Annotated in this window: 24 protein-coding genes and 1 pseudogene; 11 read left to right on the top strand and 14 right to left on the bottom strand. The window is 62.8% G+C overall.

Going from position 1 to position 22,268, the window contains the following annotated elements; translation table 11 throughout:
• Positions 1-2: 2 nt before the first annotated feature.
• From ACW9H9_RS03945 to ACW9H9_RS03930, 4 genes are all read right to left on the bottom strand, one after another.
• Positions 3-203 (bottom strand): SEC-C metal-binding domain-containing protein, encoded by a 201-nt coding sequence (locus ACW9H9_RS03945; RefSeq protein WP_457341858.1) that lies wholly within the window; start codon positions 201-203, stop codon positions 3-5.
• Complete coding sequence (locus ACW9H9_RS03940) at positions 200-700, bottom strand: LEA type 2 family protein (RefSeq protein WP_457341859.1); 501 nt, start codon at positions 698-700, stop codon at positions 200-202. Before ACW9H9_RS03940 ends, ACW9H9_RS03945 begins: the two co-directional genes overlap by 4 nt.
• Before the next feature lie 61 nt (positions 701-761).
• Positions 762-1,232: a YchJ family protein gene (locus tag ACW9H9_RS03935; RefSeq protein ID WP_457341860.1), complete on the bottom strand. Its 471-nt coding sequence runs from the start codon at positions 1,230-1,232 to the stop codon at positions 762-764.
• 4 nt (positions 1,233-1,236) lie between these two features.
• Positions 1,237-1,734, bottom strand: a complete 498-nt coding sequence (locus tag ACW9H9_RS03930; RefSeq protein ID WP_457341861.1) for a DUF6231 family protein — start codon at positions 1,732-1,734, stop codon at positions 1,237-1,239.
• A gap of 180 nt (positions 1,735-1,914) precedes the next feature.
• On the opposite strand from ACW9H9_RS03930, the gene ACW9H9_RS03925 reads away from it, so the two are divergent.
• The 3 genes from ACW9H9_RS03925 to ACW9H9_RS03915 all read left to right on the top strand — a co-directional run bounded on the left by ACW9H9_RS03925 (position 1,915) and on the right by ACW9H9_RS03915 (position 3,784).
• Positions 1,915-2,610 (top strand): OmpA family protein, encoded by a 696-nt coding sequence (locus ACW9H9_RS03925; RefSeq protein ID WP_457341862.1) that lies wholly within the window; start codon positions 1,915-1,917, stop codon positions 2,608-2,610.
• A gap of 129 nt (positions 2,611-2,739) precedes the next feature.
• Positions 2,740-3,033, top strand: a complete 294-nt coding sequence (locus ACW9H9_RS03920) for a DUF1145 domain-containing protein (RefSeq protein ID WP_457341863.1) — start codon at positions 2,740-2,742, stop codon at positions 3,031-3,033.
• Positions 3,026-3,784 (top strand): collagen-like protein, encoded by a 759-nt coding sequence (locus ACW9H9_RS03915; protein ID WP_457341864.1) that lies wholly within the window; start codon positions 3,026-3,028, stop codon positions 3,782-3,784. The genes ACW9H9_RS03920 and ACW9H9_RS03915 overlap by 8 nt, the downstream gene beginning before the upstream one ends.
• 59 nt (positions 3,785-3,843) lie before the next feature.
• Here ACW9H9_RS03915 and ACW9H9_RS03910 read toward each other — a convergent pair whose 3' ends face one another.
• Entirely contained in the window at positions 3,844-4,308 is a 465-nt protein-coding gene (locus tag ACW9H9_RS03910; RefSeq protein ID WP_457341865.1) for a CopD family protein, read from the bottom strand.
• A gap of 99 nt (positions 4,309-4,407) precedes the next feature.
• Between ACW9H9_RS03910 and dinG the strand changes: the two genes are divergently transcribed.
• The 6 genes from dinG to ACW9H9_RS03880 all read left to right on the top strand — a co-directional run bounded on the left by dinG (position 4,408) and on the right by ACW9H9_RS03880 (position 12,860).
• The gene (dinG, locus tag ACW9H9_RS03905; RefSeq protein ID WP_457341866.1) at positions 4,408-6,552 is read left to right on the top strand and encodes an ATP-dependent DNA helicase DinG; all 2,145 of its coding nucleotides are present in this window, start codon (positions 4,408-4,410) and stop codon (positions 6,550-6,552) included.
• Between the two features lie 95 nt (positions 6,553-6,647).
• Entirely contained in the window at positions 6,648-8,963 is a 2,316-nt protein-coding gene (locus ACW9H9_RS03900; RefSeq protein ID WP_457341867.1) for a beta-galactosidase, read from the top strand.
• A gap of 92 nt (positions 8,964-9,055) precedes the next feature.
• Positions 9,056-10,201, top strand: coding sequence for a serine hydrolase domain-containing protein (locus ACW9H9_RS03895; RefSeq protein WP_457341868.1), 1,146 nt, complete (start codon positions 9,056-9,058; stop codon positions 10,199-10,201).
• A gap of 141 nt (positions 10,202-10,342) precedes the next feature.
• Positions 10,343-11,509, top strand: coding sequence for an OmpA family protein (locus ACW9H9_RS03890; protein WP_457341869.1), 1,167 nt, complete (start codon positions 10,343-10,345; stop codon positions 11,507-11,509).
• A 27-nt stretch (positions 11,510-11,536) separates the two neighbouring features.
• Positions 11,537-12,184 (top strand): pyridoxamine 5'-phosphate oxidase, encoded by a 648-nt coding sequence (gene pdxH, locus ACW9H9_RS03885; protein ID WP_457341870.1) that lies wholly within the window; start codon positions 11,537-11,539, stop codon positions 12,182-12,184.
• Positions 12,185-12,395: 211 nt separating this feature from the next.
• Positions 12,396-12,860 carry a glycine zipper 2TM domain-containing protein gene (locus tag ACW9H9_RS03880; RefSeq protein ID WP_457341871.1) on the top strand — a complete coding sequence of 155 codons (465 nt, stop codon included), beginning with the start codon at positions 12,396-12,398 and terminating at the stop codon, positions 12,858-12,860.
• A gap of 92 nt (positions 12,861-12,952) precedes the next feature.
• Here the strand turns inward: ACW9H9_RS03880 and nhaA are convergent, their stop codons facing one another.
• Entirely contained in the window at positions 12,953-14,140 is a 1,188-nt protein-coding gene (gene nhaA / locus ACW9H9_RS03875) for a Na+/H+ antiporter NhaA (RefSeq protein ID WP_457341872.1), read from the bottom strand.
• Positions 14,141-14,353: 213 nt separating this feature from the next.
• Between nhaA and ACW9H9_RS03870 the strand changes: the two genes are divergently transcribed.
• On the top strand, positions 14,354-15,451 hold the full coding sequence (locus tag ACW9H9_RS03870; protein ID WP_457341882.1) for a PLP-dependent cysteine synthase family protein: 1,098 nt from the start codon (positions 14,354-14,356) through the stop codon (positions 15,449-15,451).
• Between the two features lie 38 nt (positions 15,452-15,489).
• On the opposite strand, the gene ACW9H9_RS03865 is transcribed toward ACW9H9_RS03870, so the two are convergent.
• The 3 genes from ACW9H9_RS03865 to ACW9H9_RS03855 all read right to left on the bottom strand — a co-directional run bounded on the left by ACW9H9_RS03865 (position 15,490) and on the right by ACW9H9_RS03855 (position 18,555).
• On the bottom strand, positions 15,490-17,103 hold the full coding sequence (locus tag ACW9H9_RS03865; protein WP_457341873.1) for an NAD(P)/FAD-dependent oxidoreductase: 1,614 nt from the start codon (positions 17,101-17,103) through the stop codon (positions 15,490-15,492).
• A gap of 106 nt (positions 17,104-17,209) precedes the next feature.
• Positions 17,210-17,881 carry a COG3650 family protein gene (locus tag ACW9H9_RS03860; protein ID WP_457341874.1) on the bottom strand — a complete coding sequence of 224 codons (672 nt, stop codon included), beginning with the start codon at positions 17,879-17,881 and terminating at the stop codon, positions 17,210-17,212.
• Between the two features lie 74 nt (positions 17,882-17,955).
• A complete protein-coding gene (locus ACW9H9_RS03855; protein WP_457341875.1) occupies positions 17,956-18,555 on the bottom strand; it encodes a short chain dehydrogenase in 600 nt (199 codons plus the stop codon).
• A 104-nt stretch (positions 18,556-18,659) separates the two neighbouring features.
• On the opposite strand from ACW9H9_RS03855, the gene ACW9H9_RS03850 reads away from it, so the two are divergent.
• Positions 18,660-19,568, top strand: coding sequence for a LysR family transcriptional regulator (locus ACW9H9_RS03850; protein WP_457341876.1), 909 nt, complete (start codon positions 18,660-18,662; stop codon positions 19,566-19,568).
• On the opposite strand, the gene ACW9H9_RS03845 is transcribed toward ACW9H9_RS03850, so the two are convergent.
• The 5 genes and pseudogenes from ACW9H9_RS03845 to ACW9H9_RS03825 all read right to left on the bottom strand — a co-directional run.
• On the bottom strand, positions 19,565-20,050 hold the full coding sequence (locus ACW9H9_RS03845) for a DoxX family protein (RefSeq protein ID WP_457341877.1): 486 nt from the start codon (positions 20,048-20,050) through the stop codon (positions 19,565-19,567). The two genes, ACW9H9_RS03850 and ACW9H9_RS03845, sit on opposite strands and share 4 nt — an antisense overlap.
• The gene (locus ACW9H9_RS03840) at positions 20,047-20,823 is read right to left on the bottom strand and encodes an HvfC/BufC N-terminal domain-containing protein (RefSeq protein WP_457341878.1); all 777 of its coding nucleotides are present in this window, start codon (positions 20,821-20,823) and stop codon (positions 20,047-20,049) included. The genes ACW9H9_RS03845 and ACW9H9_RS03840 overlap by 4 nt, the downstream gene beginning before the upstream one ends.
• Positions 20,820-21,695 carry an MNIO family bufferin maturase gene (gene bufB / locus ACW9H9_RS03835; protein WP_457341879.1) on the bottom strand — a complete coding sequence of 292 codons (876 nt, stop codon included), beginning with the start codon at positions 21,693-21,695 and terminating at the stop codon, positions 20,820-20,822. Before bufB ends, ACW9H9_RS03840 begins: the two co-directional genes overlap by 4 nt.
• Before the next feature lie 26 nt (positions 21,696-21,721).
• Positions 21,722-22,027 carry a BufA1 family periplasmic bufferin-type metallophore gene (locus tag ACW9H9_RS03830; protein WP_457341880.1) on the bottom strand — a complete coding sequence of 102 codons (306 nt, stop codon included), beginning with the start codon at positions 22,025-22,027 and terminating at the stop codon, positions 21,722-21,724.
• Positions 22,028-22,159: 132 nt separating this feature from the next.
• Positions 22,160-22,268: pseudogene (locus tag ACW9H9_RS03825) on the bottom strand (DUF2282 domain-containing protein); the annotation flags it as partial.

Below are 22,268 nucleotides of genomic sequence, written 5' to 3'. Positions count from 1 at the left end.
GCTCAGGCCCCGTGGCACTTCTTGAATTTCTTGTCGCTGCCGCAAGGGCAAGGGTCGTTGCGGCCAACGTCTTTCAGGGCGTTGCGCACGGGCTCCTGGTGAGCATGGTTGCAGTGCGGGCCGTGGACATGGCCGTGGTCGTGATCATGGTGATCGTGATCGTGGTTGCAGTCAGGACCATGGACATGGGGTTGCTGGGTCATTGATGTCGCTCCGGAATAAAATCGCCGGGGATTATCTCGCCATTGCGGGCCACGTGCACGTTGTTACCGATGAATAATCCGGTTTTCAAGGCGCCCTCCAGCCGATACGGCACGGGCAGGCTGGGGTTTTTCAGCATGCTCACCACATCACGCACCTGTGGCCACAGGTTGGTGCGCACCGACACCTTGAAAAACGCATGGCTGTGCGGCGGCACGGTGAGCCAGTCGCTGGACTCGCCTTCGGTGAGCAACAAGTCGCTCAAGGTGACCTTGTAGATCAGGCCGCGTACGGTCAGGTCGTCGTCACTGCGGTTGTCGACCCGAAAGTACAGTTTGAATTTTTGCTCAAGCAGCTTGATCCGCGTGGGCTCGACCTTGACCAGGCTGACTTGGGGGGCGGGCGCATCGTCGGCAAACCATGACGCACACCCCGAGAGCCCAAGCGTCAACGCCAGCAGAAAGCTGTAAGTCCTGAATCGTCGTGCCAGAAAAACCATGCCATTACTCCGTGTGAAGTTTCAGCATAGCAAGTGCGAGCCTGCCCGGTGGCAACCAAAATCAGAGGTAGCCTGCGCAGCACTTCTTGTATTTTTGCGCACTGCCGCACAGGCACGGGTCGTTGCGGCCGGTTTTCAGCTCGACGGTGGGGTCGATGAAGTACCAGCGCCCGGCATGTTGTACGAACGATGAACGCTCCTTGTGGCTGTGTTCGCCGGTGCTGTCATGCCAGCGGGCGATGAATGTCACGAAGGCATGTTCGGGCTGGCCACCGAACACCTCGCAGCTTTCCACCTCCAGCCCAAGCCAGGTGCTTTGCGCGCTCCAGGCGCCGATGGCGGCGGTGTCCAGGCCCGCTTGTTGCGCGGGCACGGTGGTTGCCACCAGGTAGTCCACCAGGCCCAGCACGTAGGCGCTGTAGCGCGAGCGCATCAGGGCGTCGGCGCAGGGAGCCGGGTGGCCGGTGTGATAATGGCCGCAGCAGGCGTCCAGCAGGTTGCCGCTGCCGCACGGGCAAATGGATGGGCTCATCGGGTTACCACCAATACTTTCCGAAGTTTTCCGGGTTGGCCCAGAAGCGGGCGTTCAGCCAGTCCGGCACCTGTTTGTAGTCAAGCAGATCATAGGTAAACAGCGTCAGTACCTGGGTGTCGCGCTTGAACCCCTCGCTGGCTTGCAGCGCCAGGGAGAAGAAGTCGGTGTCTTTCCAGCCACAGGCGGCCAGGTCCACCAGCACCGCGATCCGGCTGGCGTTGAGGTTGCGCACGCCGCCCAGCAGAGTCAGGCCTGCCGGTTTTGACAGGTGCTCCAGGCAGTCCACCACCAGCGCCAGATCAAAACGCTGCGCCGCAAGCTCGGCGGGCAAGGGGCCGGGGGCGGCGAAGGCCACGACGGTGTCCGGGTGCGCCTGTTTGAATGCATCCAGCGCAGGAAACTGGCTGGCGCCCATTACCAGCAGGCGTTTGGGCGCGTGAAGATCCAGCAAGGCGGCAAGCGCTTGCTGGGGCGTACGGGAAGAAATACCGGCGGTCATCACAGATCCTCGCATCAGAACTGTAAAGACTAGCCTGCCTGAGCGTGCGGGCCTAGAGCGGGCGGCGTGAATAAACCGCGAAACCCAATGAATACGGGGTGAAACGGGCTGGCGCGGATGAAAAGGTGGGGCTTTACTCCACCCATCGGCCGGTGGCCGATCCCCCTCAGGAGAAATCAAATGAGCATCATGCGGACAGCTTTACCCTTGGTTCTGCTAACCGGAGTATTGACAGGTTGCGCAGGCTTGCAAAAAAGCGATTGGCCCACCTGTGCCGCTGTCGGTGGTGTGACCGGCGCCGCCATTGGCGCCACTGAAAGCACGGCGTACGCAGGCGGCGGCGCGCTGCTGATCGGCACGCTGGCTGGCGCCTATTGCTGGGTGCATGGCGATGGCGATGAAGACGGCGACGGCGTGCCAGACAGCCGCGACAAGTGCCCAGGCACCCCTAAAGGCGTGCCGGTCGATGCCGATGGTTGCCCACCGGCCGCTGCGCCTGCCGTGGTGGAAGAAGTGGTGGTGGTCAAGGAAGAAACCATCGTGATCCGTGACGTGCATTTTGAATTCGACTCTGCACGCCTGACCCCGGCCGACAAAACCAAGCTCGACACCATCGTCACCCGCCTCAAGCAGGAAGCCTCAAGTGCGCAGTTGCGGGTCAGCGGGCATACCGACAGCGTAGGAAAAGATGCCTACAACCAGAAACTGTCGGAAAAACGCGCCCGGTCGGTGGTCGACTATCTGGTCAGCCAAGGGATTGCGCGCAGCAGTGTTGTCTCGGTGACCGGTGCCGGGGAAACCCATCCCGTGGCCGATAACAAAACCGCCGAGGGCCGCGCGCTGAACCGCCGCGTGGAAATCCAGATCAACCGCTGATTCATCCCTCCCGGCCCCTGGGGAACAACCAGGGGCCACTTTGTCTATTTTTTTCACCTTCACTGGCCAATCGCCCGTAGAAGTCGTTACTGTTCGCCCAAAGAATAATGGGTCAGGGGAGCAGGCGGCATGAAGGTGTTTTGGGGGGTGGGGAAGTTACTCACGTTGTTATTTTGGGTCGTGGTGGTGGTCAATCTGTTCGCCCCACTGGTCAATCCGTTTCACCTGTTGGTCAATCTGGCGGGCAGCTTGTTGTTTCTGACCCATTTGCTGGAGTTGCTGTTGTTCAACGGCAGCCTTAAACACCGTGCCCATCCCTGGCTTGATCGTTTGCAGATCCTGCTGGTCGGCATGTTTCACGTGCGCAGCCTGTTCGCCCCCGTTGCCGTTGATGAATTAAACAAGGAAGCCAATCATGCGTAAGGTGTTTTTATTGGCCTTGTTGGTCAGCCCCGTTGCCCTGGCCCAGAGCATCAACGTCGAAACCAACTCCTTGATGCGCTTGCCCAGCAGCCCCGGCGTGTTGCAGCTCGAGCGCCTGGACGTGGCCGACTACGGCACCTTGCTGGTGCCCGCCACAGTCACTCAACTGACCGTGGACCAATTGCACCTGGGCCGTGAGGCGCGTATCGCCATTGTGCCGGCCGCCGCCCCGCTGCAATTGCTGGTGGGCCAGGCGCAGTTGGAGCATGGCAGCCAGATCACCTCCCGTGGCGCCCCGGGCACCCACGAAAAACCGGCCAAGCCGGGCCGTGACCTCACGCTTCGCATCAATGCGCTGACCGCTGAAACCCTGTCGGTGGACGCCCGCGGCGGTGCCGGTGCGCAAGGGTATGCAGGCCTTGATGGCGCCAATGGCGTGGACCCGGGCTGCACCTGGGGCTCGGCCGGGCGCGGTGCCAATGGCGACAACGGCGGTGATGGCTTGCCGGGCGCCGCCGGGGCGCAGGTGCGTGTCGAGTTGCCGCAGGATTACCCGAGCGAGCAGATCAAGGTCTGGGTCGACGGCGGTGCCGGTGGCCTGGCGGGCACGGCGGGCAAGCCGGGCCGGGGCGGGCAGTCCAAGGGCTGTGTGGTGTACCGCGCCGACGGCGGCGAAAAAGGCCGCCCCGGCCTTGAAGGCCAGCCGGGCCCAGTCGGGCCAGCGGGTGCCCTGACCATCCAACGGCTGTAAGCGAACCCGCTCCCACACAAAAGCCATCAGCGTGGGGGAGCGGGGCGATACAGGCCGCGTCAGAACATCGGGCGAGCCGACGCCACCGCCACTACCACCAGCCCCACGATCAAATTGATCCCCACCAAACGGCGGATCTGCCCCAGTGCCGCCGCACCGGCGGGCCAGTCTTGCGCCGCTACGGCCGTGCGCAGCTCAGGTAATTTCAGCGCTTGGATGCGGATAAACAGCGCCGTCATCACCAGATACAAGCCCATCATCACCTGCACATAACGCGGCGCGGTTTCAAAACCGCTGAAGCGCAGCTGCAACAGGCCCACACCGCTGATCGGCAAAACCAGCACGGCCACCCACACCCATACGAAAAAACGTTGAAACACATTCACCCAGAGTTTCAGCCGGGCAGGGCCTTCAAGTGCCGCCATTGCGGCGGGTCGCAGGATCATCCAGGCGAAAAACATACCGCCGACCCAGACCAGGGCGGCCAATACATGCAGGGTGTAAGCGAGGCTAAAGACGGTCATCGTGGTACTCCGTTCTGCGCGGGATTCATTAGCGGGGTATGATAGCCGCCGATCCGAACCACTGAAAATTTATCCAGCGTTTTTTGCGCCCGACTATTCATGATCAGCACTGAACTCAAAACCACGATCCAGGGCGCCTACTCGCGTTTTCTCGAAGCCAAGGGCTTGAAGCCGCGTTATGGCCAGCGCCTGATGATCGCCGAAGTGGCCAAGGTCCTCGGGGACATCGACACCGACGACGAAGGCCGGCGCGACGGCGAGCCTGCCGTGGTGGCGGTTGAAGCCGGCACCGGCACGGGTAAAACCGTGGCCTACAGCCTGGCCGCCATCCCCACCGCCAAGGCCGCCGGAAAGCGCCTGGTGATTGCCACCGCCACCGTGGCCTTGCAGGAACAGATCGTCTACAAGGACCTGCCGGACCTGATGCGCAACAGCGGCCTGAACTTCAGCTTTGCCCTGGCCAAGGGCCGTGGCCGCTACATGTGCCTGTCCAAACTCGACGTGCTGCTGCAAGAAGGTCACGCGCAAACCGCCACGGCGCAGCTGTTCGAGGAAGAAGGCTTCAAGATCGAGGTGGATGAGGCCAGTCAAAAGCTGTTTACCAGCATGATCGAGAAACTGGCCGGGAATAAATGGGACGGCGACCGCGACAGCTGGCCCACCGCCCTGGAAGATTCCGACTGGGCGCGCCTGACCACCGATCACAGTCAGTGCACCAACCGCCATTGCCCCAACTTCGGCCAGTGCGCCTTCTACAAGGCCCGCGAAGGCATGGGCAAGGTCGATGTGATTGTCACCAACCACGACATGGTCCTGGCCGACCTGGCCCTGGGCGGCGGTGCCGTGCTGCCCGACCCGCGGGACACCCTCTACGTGTTCGACGAAGGCCACCACCTGCCAGACAAGGCCATCGGCCACTTCGCCCACTACACGCGCCTGCGCTCCACGGCCGACTGGCTGGAGTCCACCGCCAAGAACCTCACCAAACTGCTGGCCCAGCACCCGCTGCCGGGCGATCTGGGCAAGCTTATCGAGCAAGTCCCGGAGCTGGCCCGCGAGATCAAGACCCAGCAGCAATTCATGTTCAGCGCCTGCGAGCAGGTGGCCGACTTCAAGCCCGGCGAAGACGTGGAAGGCCGTGAGCGCCCGCGCCACCGTTTTGTCGGCGGGTTGATTCCCGAGCACATGCGTGAAATGGGTATCGAGCTGAAGAAGGGCTTTTCACGCCTGACCGACCTGTTCACCCGCCTCACCGATCTGCTCAAGGAAGGCATGGACGGCGAGGTCAACATCGGCATCGCCAGCAACCAGGCCGAAGAATGGTATCCGTTGTTTGGCAGCCTGTTGTCCCGCGCCCAGGGCAACTGGGAATTGTGGACGGCCTTTACCGTTGAAGACCCCGAAGACAACCCGCCCATGGCGCGTTGGCTGACCCTGGCCGAAAGCGGCGCGCTGTTTGACATCGAAGTCAACGCCAGCCCCATCCTGGCCGCCGACATGCTGCGCCGCAACCTGTGGAACGTGGCCTACGGCGCCCTGGTGACCTCGGCCACCCTCACGGCGCTGGGCACGTTTGACCGTTTCCGCATGCGCGCCGGGCTGCCGAAAAAGGCCGTCACCGCGGTCGTGCCCAGCCCCTTCCATCACGCCGACGCCGGGGTGCTGCGGGTGCCCGACCTCAAGGCCGACCCCCGGGATGCGGCGGCCCACACGGCCGCGATCATCCGCGACCTGCCGGAGCTGGTGGAAGGCTCCAAGGGTACGCTGGTGCTGTTTTCGTCGCGCAAGCAAATGCAGGACGTGTTCGACGGCCTGGACCGCGACTGGCGCAAGCAGGTGTTTATCCAGGGCAACTTGTCCAAACAGGAAACCCTGAACAAACACAAGGCCCGCGTTGACGGCGGCGACTCCAGCGTGTTGTTTGGCCTGGCCAGTTTTGCCGAGGGCGTGGACTTGCCCGGCGCTTACTGCGAGCACGTGGTGATCGCCAAGATCCCGTTCTCGGTGCCTGATGATCCGGTGGAGGCCGCACTGGCCGAGTGGATCGAAGCGCGGGGCGGCAACCCGTTCATGGAGATCTCGGTGCCGGACGCTTCGCTCAAGCTGGTGCAGGCGTGCGGGCGCTTGCTGCGGACCGAGCAGGACCGGGGCACCATCACCCTGCTGGACCGCCGCTTGGTCACGCAGCGCTACGGCAAGGCTATCCTCAATGCCTTGCCGCCTTTCCGGCGCGAAATTTCTTAAGCCCGCGTGGGCAAAATCGCCCACCGCGTGGTCTATCTGCGCATTGCTTGACGTCATCAGGCCATTCACCGGCCTTCAGGGAGACTTTTGTTCACATGATTCGCACGCTGCCCGCCCTTTTTGCCCTGCTGTTCGCCACGCCGTTGCTGGCAGCGCCGGTGGGGCAACAGACGCTGTTCAACTTTGTCAGGCCGACCGATGTGGTCAAGGTCGCGACCCAGGACGCCAGCCTGCCTCAATACAACGCCGAGCAAACCCCGGAAGGCGAAGTGCTGCGCCGGATCGTCTTCAACCCGGCGGCCGAGCCCAGCCTGGTGTTGAGCCCGCAAAGCGGCGTGTTGGACTGGTCGCAGGCTGGCGCGCTGAGCCTGCGCCTGCAAAGCGCCATGGACTGGGCGCTGACCTTATACGTGAAAGTTCAGAGCCAGGACGGCAAGACCCTGTTGAGTCGCATCGACTTGCCGGCCGGCCCTGCGCAAACCTTGCTGGTGCCGCTGCAAGCCAATACGCCGTTGAGCCAAGGTATGAAGGCCGGGCCGCCGATGCCGGTCACCGTTGAGGGCCAGCGCGTGCTGCTGGCCAGCAGCGAAGGTGACATTGACCGCAGCCAGGTGGTGTCGGTGACGATTTCGATGATCAAGCCCGCGGTTGCGCAGAGCATTTTGCTCGAGCGGTTTGGCGTGCAGGACAGCGAACCGGTGCTCAAGGCCGCCTACACCGGGCTGGTCGACGCTTACGGCCAGTCCACCCGCGCGCGCTGGCCGGAAAAAGTCAGCAGCGACGAGCAGTTGAAGACGGCCGCCGCCAAGGAGCAACAGCAGCTCAAGGGCTGGCTTGCCGAGCGGGACAAGGCGTCGCTGGACAGGTTTGGCGGCTGGAACAAAGGCCCTGCGTTTGACGCCAGTGGTTTCTTTCGCACCGAAAAACGCGACGGGCGCTGGTATCTGGTCACCCCCGAGGGGCACCCGTTCTATTCCCTGGGCGTAAACACCGTGGCGGCCGACGACAATCAGACGTATGTCGCGGGGCGCGAGTGGATGTTTGCGGCGCTGCCCAAGTCGGGCGAGCCGTTTGACCGGTATTACGGCAGCGATGACAGCCGCAGCGGCAATGGCTCCGATCAAGGACGCCACTTTAATGCTGGGCGCTGGTACGACTTTTACGGGGCCAACCTGCAACGCACCTACGGCCAGCCCTGCGTGGCGGATGCGCCGTGTGCACCGCAGGGCTTTGACCAGAAACGCTGGGTGAGCCACACCCTGGACCGCCTGCAAGCCTGGGGCTTCAACACCTTGGGCAATTGGAGCGAGCCGAAACTGGGCGATGCCGACCGCGTGCCGTACACCTTGCCCCTGTCGATCGTCGGCGATTACGCCAGCATCAGTACCGGCACCGACTGGTGGGGCGGCATGCCCGACCCGTTCGACCCGCGCTTTGCCATGGCCGCCGAGCGGGCCGTGGCCATCGCCACCCGTGACCATCGCGACGACCCCTGGCTGATCGGTTATTTCGCCGACAACGAACTGGCCTGGGCGGGCCCCGGTGATGACCCCAAATCCCGTTACGCCCTGGCCTACGGCACGCTGCGCATGACCACCGACGTACCGGCCAAGCGTGCGTTCCTCAAGCAATTGCGCGACAAGTATCGCAACCAGGAGGGCCTGTCCAAGGCCTGGGGCATCGACCTGCCTGCGTGGGAGTTGATGGAAGACCCGGGGTTCGTACCGCCGATGCCGAATGCGCAGCACCCGGAAATCGAAGCGGACTTCAGCTACTTCCAGAAGACCTTTGCCGACGCCTACTTCAAAACCATCGCCGACGCGTTGAAATGGCACGCACCCAACCAACTGCTGTTGGGCGGTCGTTATGCCGTCAGCACCCCGGAGGCGGTGGCCTCCTGCGCACAGTATTGCGACGTGCTGAGCTTTAACCTGTACACCCTGAAACCGCAGGACGGTTACGACTTTGCCGCGTTGCGGGCGCTGGACAAGCCGGTGCTGATCACCGAGTTCAACGTGGGTTCGACCGATCGCGGGCCGTTCTGGGGCGGCCCGACCCCGCTGGCGCGTGAAGAAGACCGCGGCGCGGCCTATGCCAATTTCCTCAAGCAGGCCCTGGCCGAGCCGTCGATTGTCGGTGTGCACTGGTTCCAGTACCTGGACCAGCCGGTGACCGGTCGCCTGCTGGACGGTGAAAACGGCCATTTCGGCCTGGTGGGGATTACCGATGTGCCTTACCAGGGGTTTGTCGAGGCGGTGCGCAAAAGCAACCTGGCCACGGTCGAGCAATTGGGCAAGGAAGCGGAAAAAGCCCAGGCGATAGCCCCCGCGCACGCGGGCGGTAGCGGCAATGCCGAGCACTCCGGCAAAGGCGCCGGGCATGAAGGTGGGCATTCCGGCAAGGGCCATTGACGGCGCTTGATCGACACACGCGGGTTCCCAAACCCGCCAAGGGCTGGAACAATGTCGGCCACGTTTAGCGGTGGTTTTGCGAGGGGATTCAGGTGCAGATTCAAGGTCATTACGAACTTCAGTTTGAAGCAGTGAAAGACGCCTTCGCTGCGTTATTCGATGACCCTCAGGAGCGTGGTGCCGGGTTGTGTATCCAGATCGGCGGGCAAACCGTCGTCGACCTGTGGGCCGGCACCGCCGACAAGGACGGCGCCGAGGCCTGGCACACCGACACCCTTGTCAATCTGTTCTCCTGCACCAAGACCTTCACGGCGGTCACGGCCCTGCAATTGGTGGCCGAAGGCAAGTTGCAGCTCGATGTGCCCGTGGCCCGCTACTGGCCCGAATTTGCCGCGGCAGGCAAGGAGGCCATCACCCTGCGCCACCTGCTCTGCCATCAGGCCGGGCTGCCAGCCTTGCGCGAGATGTTACCCGCCGACGCCCTCTACGACTGGCCCTTGATGGTCAACGCGCTCGCGAGCGAAGCACCGTGGTGGCCATTGGGGCAGGGGCATGGCTATGCGGCCATCACCTATGGCTGGCTGGTGGGCGAGCTGTTGCGCCGGGCCGACAGCCGTGGGCCGGGTGAGTCCATCGTGGCGCGGGTGGCGCGGCCTTTGGGGCTGGACTTTCATGTGGGTCTGGCCGATGAAGAGTTTCACCGCGTCGCGCATATCGCCCGGGGCAAAGGCAATATGGGCGATGAAGCGGCGCAGCGCTTACTTCAAGTAACAATGCGTGAGCCTGAGGCGATGACGACCCGCGCATTTACCAACCCGCCGTCTATTCTGACCAGCACTAATAAACCCGAATGGCGGCGTATGCAGCAACCGGCGGCCAATGGTCACGGTAATGCACGAAGTCTGGCGGGGTTTTATAGCGCACTGCTCGACGGTAGTTTGCTGGAAGCCGATATGCTTGAAGAGTTGACGCGTGAACACAGCATCGGCATGGATAAAACCTTATTGACACAAACCCGCTTCGGCCTGGGTTGCATGTTGGATCAACCCCAGGTGCCCAATGCCACCTTCGGCCTTGGCCCACGGGCGTTCGGGCACCCAGGGGCGGGCGGTTCGGTGGGGTTTGCCGACCCGGAACATGATGTTGCCTTTGGATTTGTCACCCATACGCTGGGGCCCTACGTACTTATGGATCCACGGGCGCAGAAGTTGGCAAGAATATTGGCCGGTTGTCTGTAAATAGCTTGCTGTCTGGTGTTTTTTTGTTAAAAAGGCACTTACAAAAGACGTTGGGCAAAATAGGTAACTTTAATGTTCCGTAAGCGTCTGTTTTAACCGGTCATTCAGACCTCTGTTTTTCTCTCATTTTGTGGATATCTCATGTTATCGAACAAGTCCTTGGCACTGGCACTCTGCCTAACTATTACTGGCTGTGCACAAACTCCACAAAATGATGCCGAAGGCGGGCATTGGTGGTCCTTTGGCTCGGACAAGGCGGCGACCAAGGATGCCGTGAGCCAGACCGCCGCCCAGCCAGACGCCAAGCCGGCCGTCGCAGCCAAGCCCGCCGCACCTGTGGCTGCGGCCGCTGCGCCTGCTCAAGCCGCTGCCCCTGCCCCGGTAGCCAAGGCCGACACCGGCTCCAGCTGGTGGCCGTTCTCGTCGAAAAGCGACGATGCCAAGGCTGACCTGAAAGCCGATCTCAAGGCCGCAACGCCTGCTCCGGCAGCCGCTGCCGCCCCAGCCGCCGCGGCGCCGGTGGCCAAGACCGATACCGCTACCCACTGGTGGTGGCCGTTTGAAAGCCAGCCCAAGCCACTGGCCAAGGTTGACGTGGCCAACGTGCCAATGCCCGATCCAAAAATTACCCAGGCCTGGCTGGACGACTACGAGCCGCGCCTGCGCGCCGCGATCAAGGACAGCAACCTGCAACTTGAGCGTCGCGACAACGTACTGGTGGTGATTGCCCCGGTTGACGGCTCCTACAACCCGAAACGCCCGGCCATGTTGCTGCCAGTCACCCTGGGCCCGTTCACCCGTGTGGCCAAGGCTGTTGAAGGCGACCCGAAGACCGCCGTGCTGGTCTTGGGCCACGTCGACACCAATGGCGCCGAGCCGCAAAGCCAGGCCCTGACCAAAGAGCGTGCGCAGTCCATCGCCTCGATCTTCAGCCTCAGCGGCCTCAAGCAGGACCGCCTGATGCTGCGTGGCATGGGCGACCTGATGCCTCGCGCCGCCAACGACAGCAACCAGGGCCGTGCCCTGAACCGCCGCATGGAAATCATGTTCACCCAGCGCACCACCATGCTGGCCTTGCTCAGCAAGTACAACTCGGCCAACCCGCCTAAGGCTGAAATGGTTGCGGTGCAGGACGTGCCTGCGCCCGCGCCGGTGGTGAAAAAAGCCGCGCCGGCTAAAAAAGCACCGGCCAAGAAAGCCGCGGCCAAACCCGCCGCCAAAAAGGCCCCGGCCAAGCCTGCCGCCAAGAAACCTGCGCCGGCCAAGGCCGCGGCTCCGGCTGCGTCGAACGACCAGGCAAAAAACTGATTATCTGAAACAGAAGGATAACGCTGCATGACCCAGGCACTGGCCGATATGCGCCGTGACTACACGCGGGACGGTTTGAGCGAGGCCCAGGCCCCGGACGAGCCGTTTGCCTTGTTCCACCAATGGTTCGGTGATGCGGTAAAAACCGAACAACCGCCGGTGGAGGCCAATGCCATGACGCTGGCGACCGTCGATGCCGACGGTCGTCCACACTGCCGCATCCTGCTGCTCAAGGGCCTGGATGCGCAGGGTTTTACCTTCTTCACCAATTATCAGAGCGCCAAGGGCGAGCAGCTCGCGGCGCGGCCTTTTGCAGCCATGACGTTTTTCTGGCCGAGCCTGGAGCGCCAGGTGCGTATAGAAGGGCGGGTGGTCAAGGTGACGCCGGAGGAGTCGGACGCTTATTACCAGGTGCGCCCGCTGGGCAGTCGCCTGGGCGCCTGGGCCTCGCCGCAAAGCCGGGTGATTCGCGACCGCGAGGAGCTGCAGGATTTGCTCACGGCCACCGAACAACGTTTCAGCCAAACCCAGCCCGATTGCCCTGAACACTGGGGAGGCTACCGCCTGCTGCCCGAGCGCATCGAGTTCTGGCAAGGCCGCGCCAGCCGGTTGCATGACCGTCTGAACTACCGCTTGCAGGGGGCCGACTGGACCCGCGAGCGTCTGGCGCCCTGAACCGCTCTTGGCGCCCCTCTCGTTGTGCGCCCGGTTGCGCTGACGTCCTTCCTGACAAATCTCGTCGTGATGTGGCAATTACCGTTCGTCGAGTTTTTGGGTACAGCCTGTCTGTACTAGGGCTGAATGAAAGCAATTTTTTGCCGGGCATGCCGTGACAGGTGGGCAAGCCGAAGCGTTTAATGAATACCTGTCCTTTGGAGTTGATGCTATGCGTAAGTCCGTATTACTGGTTGCCTGCTTTACCACCTTGTCTCTGCTTCTGGGTGGCTGCGCCTCGAGTCTGACCGGCGACTCGTACTCCCGTGACGAAGCACGTCGTGTACAAACCGTTCGCATGGGGACCATCGAGTCGCTGCGTCCGGTGAAAATCGAAGGTACCAAGACCCCAATCGGCGGCGCTGCCGGTGCAGTCATCGGCGGCGTTGGCGGCAGCGCCATCGGCGGCGGCCGTGGCAGCATCGTCACCGCGGTCATCGGCGCCGTCGCTGGCGGCCTGCTGGGTTCGGCCACCGAAGAAGGCCTGACCCGCACCCAAGGTGTTGAAATCACCGTTCGTGAAGACGACGGCAGCATGCGTGCCTACGTGCAGGCGGTGCAGGAGAACGAAGTCTTCCGCATCGGCGACCGCGTTCGCATCATGACCGTCGACGGCACCAGCCGCGTTACCCGTTAAACGGTAAACCGCCGGAAACAGAAAACCCCAACCGGGTGACGGTTGGGGTTTTTTATTGGGCGGAATCTGGCAAACCGATTACAGCGTCAGGTTCAAGGCTGAACACCCGCTCGCTTACGACTGGCCATCGCCGTCACCGCATAACCCACCAAGGCGGCAAGTATCGACCCGGTCAGAATGCCCATCCGGTCTTCACCGGCGTATTCACTGGCGCCCGGCACGAATGCCAGTGAGCCGACGAACAGGCTCATGGTAAAGCCGATGCCACACAGAATGGCTACGCCAAACACCTGCCCCCAGTTGGCGCCAGCGGGCAGGGCGGCCAGGCCGGTCTTGATGGCGAGCCAGGTCAGGCCGAATACGCCCAGGGTCTTGCCTACCAGCAGCCCGGTGGCGATGCCCAGCGGGACGTGGTGGGTGAAGCTTTCCAGCGTGATCCCCGACAGCGAAACCCCGGCGTTGGCAAAGGCGAACAGCGGCAGGATGCCGTACGCCACCCACGGGTGCAGGGCGTGTTCCAGGGTGAGCAGGGGGGACGGTTCGGCATTTTTGGTGCGCATGGGAATACACAGCGCCAGGGTCACGCCCGCCAATGTGGCGTGCACACCGCTCTTGAGCACGCAGACCCAGAGGACCAACCCGACAATCAGGTACGGCGCCAGCTTGATGACGCCCAGGCGGTTCATCGCGATAAGCGCGATCAGGCAGGCACCTGCACCGGCCAGCGAGGCGCCGGACAAGTCGCTGGAATAAAACACCGCGATCACGATGATTGCGCCAAGGTCATCGATGATGGCCAGGGTCATGAGGAACAGTTTGAGTGACACCGGCACGCGCTTGCCCAGCAGGGCCAGCACGCCCAGGGCGAAGGCAATGTCGGTGGCCATCGGGATCGCCCAGCCGCCGAGGGCATCGGGGTAGTCCTTGTTCAGCGCCCAATAGATCAGCGCGGGTACCACCATGCCACCGATGGCAGCGGCACCGGGCAGTACCACTTGTGACGGCTTGGACAGGTGACCGTCGAGCAACTCGCGCTTGACCTCCAGGCCAATCAGCAGGAAAAACAACGCCATCAGGCCGTCGTTGATCCACAGCAGGGAGGGCTTGGCGATTTTCAGTGCGCCGATCTGTGCCACCACGGGCACGTCGAGAAAGCTGGCGTAGAGGTGCGACAGCGGCGAATTATTGATGATGAGCGCCAGGGCGGCCGCGGCGATCAACAACAGGCCGCTGGCGGCTTCCAGCTGGAAGAAACGGGTGAACGTGCTACGCAGAGGCAAGGGATGCTCTCCAATGAAGGTCAGTAGGGGCTTACCCTAACCCGTACTCTTAGTTGTTAAAACAAAAGTTATATTCTTATTTGTTATAAGAAGGCGAGTGGGTCAGCGTTGCGCCAAGACCTGGCAATTGTGTGTCCAATTGAGCCACTACTGTATCTGTGTGGAGTGTAGGAAACCTCTTAAGATCAGCGCTGAAATTCTTAGAGAACCCCCATCATGAGTGACCACCGTTCCTGGGCCCGCGAAGCCATTCGTGTCATCGAAGCGGATTTCCAGCGCAGCGCCGACACCCATTTGATTCCGTTGCCACTGCCCGGATTGCCCGGGATCGAGCTGTATTTCAAAGACGAATCCAGCCACCCCACCGGCAGTTTGAAACACCGGCTGGCGCGCTCGTTGTTTCTGTACGCCCTGTGTAATGGCTGGCTCAAGCCCGGCGCGCCGGTGATCGAGGCGTCGAGTGGTTCGACCGCCGTGTCCGAAGCCTACTTCGCCCGTTTGCTGGGCTTGCCGTTTATTGCCGTGATGCCAGCCACCACGTCCCTGGAAAAAATCGCGCAGATCGAGTTCTACGGCGGCAAAAGCCACCTGGTCAAAGACCCGACGCAGATCTACGCCGAGTCCGAGCGCCTGGCGCGGGAAAGTGGCGGACACTTCATGGACCAGTTCACCTACGCCGAGCGGGCCACCGACTGGCGGGCGAACAACAACATCGCCGAGTCGATTTTCCAGCAGATGCGCTTTGAGCATCACCCGGAGCCCAGCTGGCTGATTTCAAGCCCCGGCACCGGCGGCACCACGGCGACCCTGGGCCGCTACGTGCGTTACCGCCAGCACTGCACGCGGGTGCTGTGCGCCGATGCCGAGCGTTCGGTGTTCTTTGACTATTACCAGACGGGCGATGCCAGCTTGCGCCTGGACTGCGGGTCGGGCATCGAAGGCATTGGCCGGCCACGGGTCGAGCCGTCTTTTTTGCCGAATGTGATTGATGCAATGGTCAAGGTGCCAGACGCGTTATCGCTGGCGGCCATGCATTACCTGGCGCAACGGTTGGGGCGCAAGGTGGGCGGGTCGAGCGGGACCAACCTGGTGGGCGCGCTGATTGCGGCGCAGCACATGAAAGCGGCGGGGGAGTCGGGGTCGATCGTGGCGATTTTGTGCGACGGCGGCGAGCGATATGCCACCACGTACTACGACTCGACGTGGCTGGCGGGGCAGGGTTACGCGCTAGAGGGCTTGATTGCGGCCGTTGCGGCCAGCGTCGAGCGGGGTGAGGCGCTGCCAAGCAGCGTGTTGCGCGCCAATATCTGAGCCGGGCGGGCGCCGGTCAACGGCCCCCGCCCAGTCCATCAAGCCTTGAGGCCCAGGATGTTACGGGCCACGGCTTCGGCAATGCGGATGCCGTCCACGCCTGCCGACAGGATCCCACCGGCATAACCGGCGCCTTCACCCGCCGGGTACAGGCCTTTGACGTTCAGGCTCTGCATCGATTCGTCACGGGTAATGCGCAGCGGCGATGAGGTGCGCGTCTCGATCCCGGTCAACACCGCGTCATGCAGCGAATAGCCCTTGATCTGTTTTTCGAACGCGGGCAGCGCCTCGCGAATCGCCTCGATGGCAAAGTCCGGCAGGGCCAGGGCCAGGTCACCCAGTGCCACACCCGGCTTGTAGGAAGGCTCCACACTGCCAATGGCGGTGGAGGGCTTGCCGGCAATGAAGTCGCCGACCAGTTGCGCCGGTGCCTCGTAGTTGCTGCCGCCGAGGATATAGGCGTGAGACTCCAGGCGTTCCTGCAATTCAATCCCGGCGAGCGGGCCGCCCGGGTAGTCCACCTCTGGGGTGATACCGACCACGATCCCGGAGTTGGCATTGCGTTCGTTACGCGAGTACTGGCTCATGCCGTTGGTCACGACGCGGTTGGGCTCCGAGGTCGCCGCGACCACGGTGCCGCCCGGGCACATGCAGAAGCTGTACACCGAACGGCCGTTCTTGGCGTGGTGCACCAATTTGTAATCGGCGGCGCCGAGTTTCGGGTGCCCGGCATATTTGCCCAGGCGGGCGGCGTCGATCAGCGACTGTGGGTGTTCGATGCGAAAGCCCACCGAGAATGGCTTGGCTTCCATGTACACGCCACGGCCGTGGAGCATGCGGAACGTGTCCCGGGCGCTGTGGCCCAGGGCCAGAATCACGTGCCTGGACAGAATCTGCTCACCGCCGTCGACCACGACGCCATTCAACTGGCCGTCTGCGATCAGCACGTCGGTGACGCGTTGCTCGAAGCGCACTTCACCGCCCAGGGCGATGATCTGCTGGCGCATGTTTTCCACCACGCCGGTCAGGCGGAAGGTGCCGATGTGCGGCTTGCTGACGTAGAGGATTTCTTCCGGGGCGCCCGCCTTGACGAACTCGTGCAGCACCTTGCGCCCGTGGAATTTCGGGTCCTTGATCTGGCTGTAGAGTTTGCCGTCGGAGAACGTCCCGGCGCCGCCCTCGCCGAACTGCACGTTGGACTCGGGGTTGAGCACATTTTTACGCCACAGGCCCCAGGTGTCCTTGGTGCGCTGGCGCACTTCACGGCCACGCTCAAGGATGATCGGCTTGAACCCCATCTGTGCCAGCAACAGCCCGGCAAAAATCCCGCACGGCCCAAAACCGACCACCACCGGCCGCTCGCTCAGGCCGTGCGGGGCCTGGCCCACCACCTTGTAGCTGACGTCTGGCGCCGGGTTGACGTTGCGATCATCTGCGAACTTGAGCAGCAGGGCCGCCTCACCGTTGGCGTGCAGATCGATGGTGTAGATAAAGTACAGCTGCGACGATTTCTTGCGTGCGTCGTAGCTGCGTTTGAACAGGGTGAAATCGAGCAGGTCATCACTGGCGATGCCCAGGCGCTGCACGATGGCAGGGCGCAGGTCTTCTTCGGGATGGTCGATGGGCAGCTTGAGTTCGGTGATTCGTAACATGACGGGATCCGGTAGGCGGCGGGCAAAGAGGCCGGCTGTTTTGCAAACCGGCGATTATAAGCCCCAACGGCAGTTTCCCGTCATGCTAAAACGACGCGGGGTTGAATCAGTCGTCGCGCGACCCGCCGAAGGCCGCGCAACCCCGTTGCACCTGGCCATTGACCCGCAGCTCGGCCGTCATGTGTTGCAGGCTGCCGCTGACGCTGTCGACACAACGTTGCGGGGCCACCCACAGCTCGATGTGCTGGTTATTGGCCTCGGTCATCAGGTTGAAGCGGCCGTCGCCCAGTTGTTCTTCCACATAAGGCACGGCCAGCGGCGGCTGGCCTTCGCGTTCCAGCACCATGCCCTTGGCGGTGACGTTCATCGCCCAGGCGGGCTGGTGGCCGTTGGCGCGCAGGATCATGCGTTTGAAGTCCGGGTCATCGCAGGCCGAGGTTGCTCGTTCGACGCGGTACACCTGTTGCAGCTCCACCTGGCCCTGGGTGCCGCTGGCAACGCCGGAAAACTTGCCGCGCACGTCGGCGAACAACGTCCCTTGCTGGCCTGCAAGGGCTGCGGCTTCCTGCAGGATGCTGGTGCCGCCGGTGTCTTTGATCACGTAGTTGCGTGGGTCGTGGCAGGGCTGGAACACCAGCTTGTCGCCTTGTGTCGTCAGCTCGCCCTGCATACGCGTCAGGCCGGCGAGGGAGGGCTTGGCCGGCTCGCTGTCGAACATCTGGCAGGCGGCAAACAGGGGCAGCAGGGCGAACAGGGCAAGGGTACGGGCGGCACGCATATCGGGTCTCCAGGCAAGTGCCGCCACGTTACGCAGGCTTGCTGCGCACCACAAGCCCGGTGCACCGGTGCAGTTTAACCAACGATGTACGTTTGCCCGGTTTGCAGGCCTTCGACGCTTTTGGCGTAGGCCAACGCCACTTCGGCGCCCGGCGCGGGTTTGAAACCCCTGAAGTACGGTGCGTAGCTGCCCATGGCTTCCACCAGCACCGTCGGGCTGACCGAGTTGATGCGCAGGCCACGCGGCAGTTCGATGGCGGCGGCTTTGATAAAACCGTCCAGCGCGCCGTTGACCAGCGCCGCCGATGCGCCGGTGCGGATCGGGTCGCGGTTGAGGATGCCGCTGGTGAAGGTGAACGAGGCGCCGTCATTGGCAAACTCACGGCCGATCAGCAGCAGGTTGACCTGGCCCATCAGCTTGTCTTGCAGGCCCAGGTCGAAGTCGCTGGCGCTCATGTCGGCCAGGGGCAAGAAGTTGACGCTGCCGGCGGCGCATACCAGCGCGTCGAAGCGGCCGGTTTGTTCGAAGAGTTTGCGAATCGAGGCGCTGTCACGGATGTCGACGTGGAAGTCGCCGCTGGTGCGACCGATGCTGATCACTTCATGCCGTTGGGACAGCTCGGCCTTGATCGCCGAGCCCACGGTGCCGCTGGCGCCAATCAACAGGATTTTCATCGTGCCTTCCTCCAGATGTGTAGGTGAATGCTCAGTCTAGAGTGGTTTTTTGCGGCGATAAGCGCACTAATAGGCAACCTTTGGTTTTCAATTGGAAACAGTCGATGAGCGAGATGGATGACCTGGCCGCCTTTGCGGTGCTGATCGAAGCGGGCAGTTTTACCCTCGCGGCCCAGCAATTGGGGTGTAGCAAGGGGCAGTTGTCCAAGCGCATCAGCCAGTTGGAGGCGCAGTTTTCGGTGGTGTTGCTGCACCGCACCACGCGTCGCTTGAGCTTGACGGCGGCGGGAGCGGCGCTGTTGCCGCAGGCCCAGGCGTTGGGCGTGCAGGTCGAGCGGGCGCGTCAGGCATTGGCTCGGCTCAAGGATGACTTGGCCGGCCCTGTGCGTATGACGGTTCCGGTTTCGTTGGGGGAAACGTTCCTGGAGGGTTTGTTGCTGGAGTTTTCCCGGGCCTATCCGCAGGTGCAGGTTGAGCTGGACCTCAACAACCAGTACCGGGACCTGATCCGCGAAGGGTTTGACCTGGCCGTGCGCTCGGAAGTGGCGGGCGATGAGCGCCTGGTGGCCAGGCCGCTGCTGGCCTGGCACGAGATGACGTGCGCAAGCCCCGCCTACCTGGCGCAATACGGTGAACCGCAGACCCCCGCCGAGCTGGCTGCCCACAACTGCCTGCTCAACAGCCACTACCGTGGCCGCGAAGAATGGCTGTACCACCAACAGCACGAACTGTTGCGGGTGCGGGTGAGCGGGGCGTTTGCGTCCAACCACTACAACCTGCTGAAAAAGGCTGCGCTGGTCGGCGCGGGGATTGCGCGGCTGCCGTCCTACCTGTTGCAACCGCAGTTGGCGGACGGCAGCTTGCGCTGGCTGCTGCGCGACTACCAGACGCGCAGCATGCCGATGTACTTGGTGCACCCGTATCAGGGGGGCCTGCCGCGCCGCACCCAGGTACTGGCCGACTACCTGGTGGGTTGGTTCAAGCGCAGCGGCGAAGCGCTGGATCGCCTTTAGCGGTAACGCCGTGCGATCAGGTGGTCGATCGACAGCAGCCCCGGGCCCTTGGCGACCAGCAACAGCAGCAGGGCGATCCAGGTGCCGTGGGTCGGGTAGGCCTCGGGGTAGACGAACAACTGGATGGTCAACGTCATGCCGATCAGGGCCAGTGCCGAAAAGCGGGTGGCAAACCCCACCAGGATCAGCACCGGGAAAAAATGCTCGGCAAATGCCGCCAGGTGCGCTGCCACTTCGGGGGACAGCAACGGCACATGGTATTCACTGCGAAACAGCGGCAGGGTCGAGGGCGCCAGCTGCGGCACACCCAGCTGGAACGTGCCGCCGATCAGGTCGATGGCGAAGTTTTCGACCTTGGTCTGGCCAGACTTCCAGAACACCGCCGCAATCGAAAAGCGCGCGAGAAAGGCGATCAGGCTGTAGGGGATTTGTTCGAAGCGGCGGATGAGGCTTCGGATAACGCAGGCAGGTGCAGTGTTCATGGCGATACCTCTTGTTCGGAGTGCAGATGAGTAATGGCGCCGTGGCCGACCAGCAGTGCCAAGCATGGGTTCAGGTCGAATTCGGCGGCCGTATCCAGGGCGTACGCCACGGCCATTTCCAGCGGCCAACCATTGTTCAGGCTGTTGATAAAGGTCACTGAGCCGCTGTCGACGTTGAAGACTTTCACCTCCAGGCCCTCACGCAGCACCAGCGCGCTTTGCGGTTGCAGTGGGTCAAAGGTGGCGACGGCATCGGGTGTCTGGTGCGCGGCCCATATCGCCACCACGGCATGTGCCGAGTTCAGGGTGAACAACGAGGGGTGCAGGCCCACGCGCAACCTGGCCAGGTCCGGGTGCTGTTGCAGGTGGTCCATCACCGCCTGCTGAGTCAGCGGCTGTTGGTCGAGCGCGTGATACGCCTTGACCCGCAGGCGTTCCAGGCGCGCCACGTCCGCCAGGTACGCCACGCTGGCAGCGGGCGGGAACGCCTGGATGAAATCGGCGAAGTCCGCGCCGTACTCGCTGATCAGCGGGCTGGTGGGTGGGTAGTCCTGCACATACAGCCCGGCCATGGCGCCGAAAAACGCCTCGCCCACCAGTTGCGACGTTACCGGGTACGCGGCGGTCAGGGCATTGATCAACGAGCTGTGGACGTTGTTGCGATACACCGCAAACCGGCTGGCCGGGTCAGCGCCGTTGTGGCTGAACAGGCCTTGGGGGCACGGCTGCTCGGGTGTCAACAGCGCCTGGGTAAAGGCCGCTTGTGTGCTCATGCGCAAACCTCCTGCAGGCAGCGGTCTGCCTGACGGGCTTCGGCGTGCAACACATCAAAGGTCGGCACTTGGTTATCACGTTCGATCAGTGTGGGCACCGGCCCGATCCGCTCCAGCACCTGCCGGTAGAGACTCCACACGGCGTTGTCGATGGGCGCGCCGTGATCGTCAATCAGCAAGCGATCACCCAGGCTGTCGGTGTCTTCGGCAAACCCCGCCAGGTGAATCTCACCCACCGCGTGCAGCGGCAGGGCGTCGAGGTAGCGGATCGGGTCTTGCTGATGGTTGACGCACGAGACATACACATTGTTGACGTCCAGCAGCAGCCCGCAGCCTGTGCGACGGATGACCTCGCTGATGAAGTGCGTTTCTTCAAGCGTGGACTGCTGGAACTGCAGGTACGTCGACGGGTTTTCCAGCAGCATTCGCCGCTTGAGGGTGCTTTGTACCTGGTCGACGTGAGTGCATACCCGCGTCAGGGTTTCATCGTCGTAGGCCAAGGGCAGCAAATCATTGAGAAACACTGGGCCGTGGCTGGACCAGGCCAGGTGTTCGGAAAAAGAGTGGGGTTGATAACGCTCGATCAAGCGGGCCAGGCGCGCGAGGTGGTCGGTGTTCAGTGGGCTTTCGCCACCGATGGACAAGCCGACGCCGTGCAGCGACAGGGGATACTGTTCGCGGATCAAACCCAGGTAGTGATGGAAGGGCCCGCCCGCCACCATGTAGTTTTCGGCGTGCACTTCGAAAAAACCGATATCGGGTGCGTGCTCAAGCACGTGCGCGAAGTGCTCGTTCTTGAGTCCGAGCCCCGCCCGGCGGGGGAGGCCGGGCGCCTGAGTCTGGCAGACGGGAGAGTGAGGCAAACGTGTCATCTTCAGTACTCAGGCGCTTGAGCGGTTCAGGACTTGGCGGTGAAGGCAGCCACTTGGCCAAAGCCGGTCGGCGAGGTGGAGCTTGGGGTTTGCAGGCAGGTGCCAGCGGGGACCAGTTTCCAGGCGTTGGCCTGGTCTTTGACTTTCGAGGTGCCAGCGCAGGTCGTGCCAGCGCCTGCGGCGCAATCATTCTTGCCGGCTTCGGCGACACCGAAGCATTTCTGCATGTCGTCGGCAGCGTGGGCGGTGTTGGTCAGGGCGGACAGGCTCAGGGCAGAACCCAGGGCCAGGACGAGGGTAGCGGCGGACAGCGAACGGGTTTTAGTGGTCATGATGTGTCTCCAGTGTCGGGGTGGGTGAGCGGGCATTGTTGCCAGTTACACCACTAGATAAAGAGCCAAGATGTTCGTTACACGTGCGGTGAAAAATAGTTCGAATTGCCTGTTTCCAGGCACTTGAGCGGTTCAGGACTTGGCGGTGAAGGCCGCCACTTGGCCAAAGCCGGTTGGCGAGGTGGCGCTTGGGGTTTGCAGGCAGGTGCCAGCGGGGACCAGTTTCCAGGCGTTGGCCTGG

This window comes from Pseudomonas sp. SDO5215_S409 (assembly GCF_054071325.1).
Note: the sequence above shows the minus strand (reverse complement) of the source record. Positions and strands in the feature narration are given on the sequence as shown.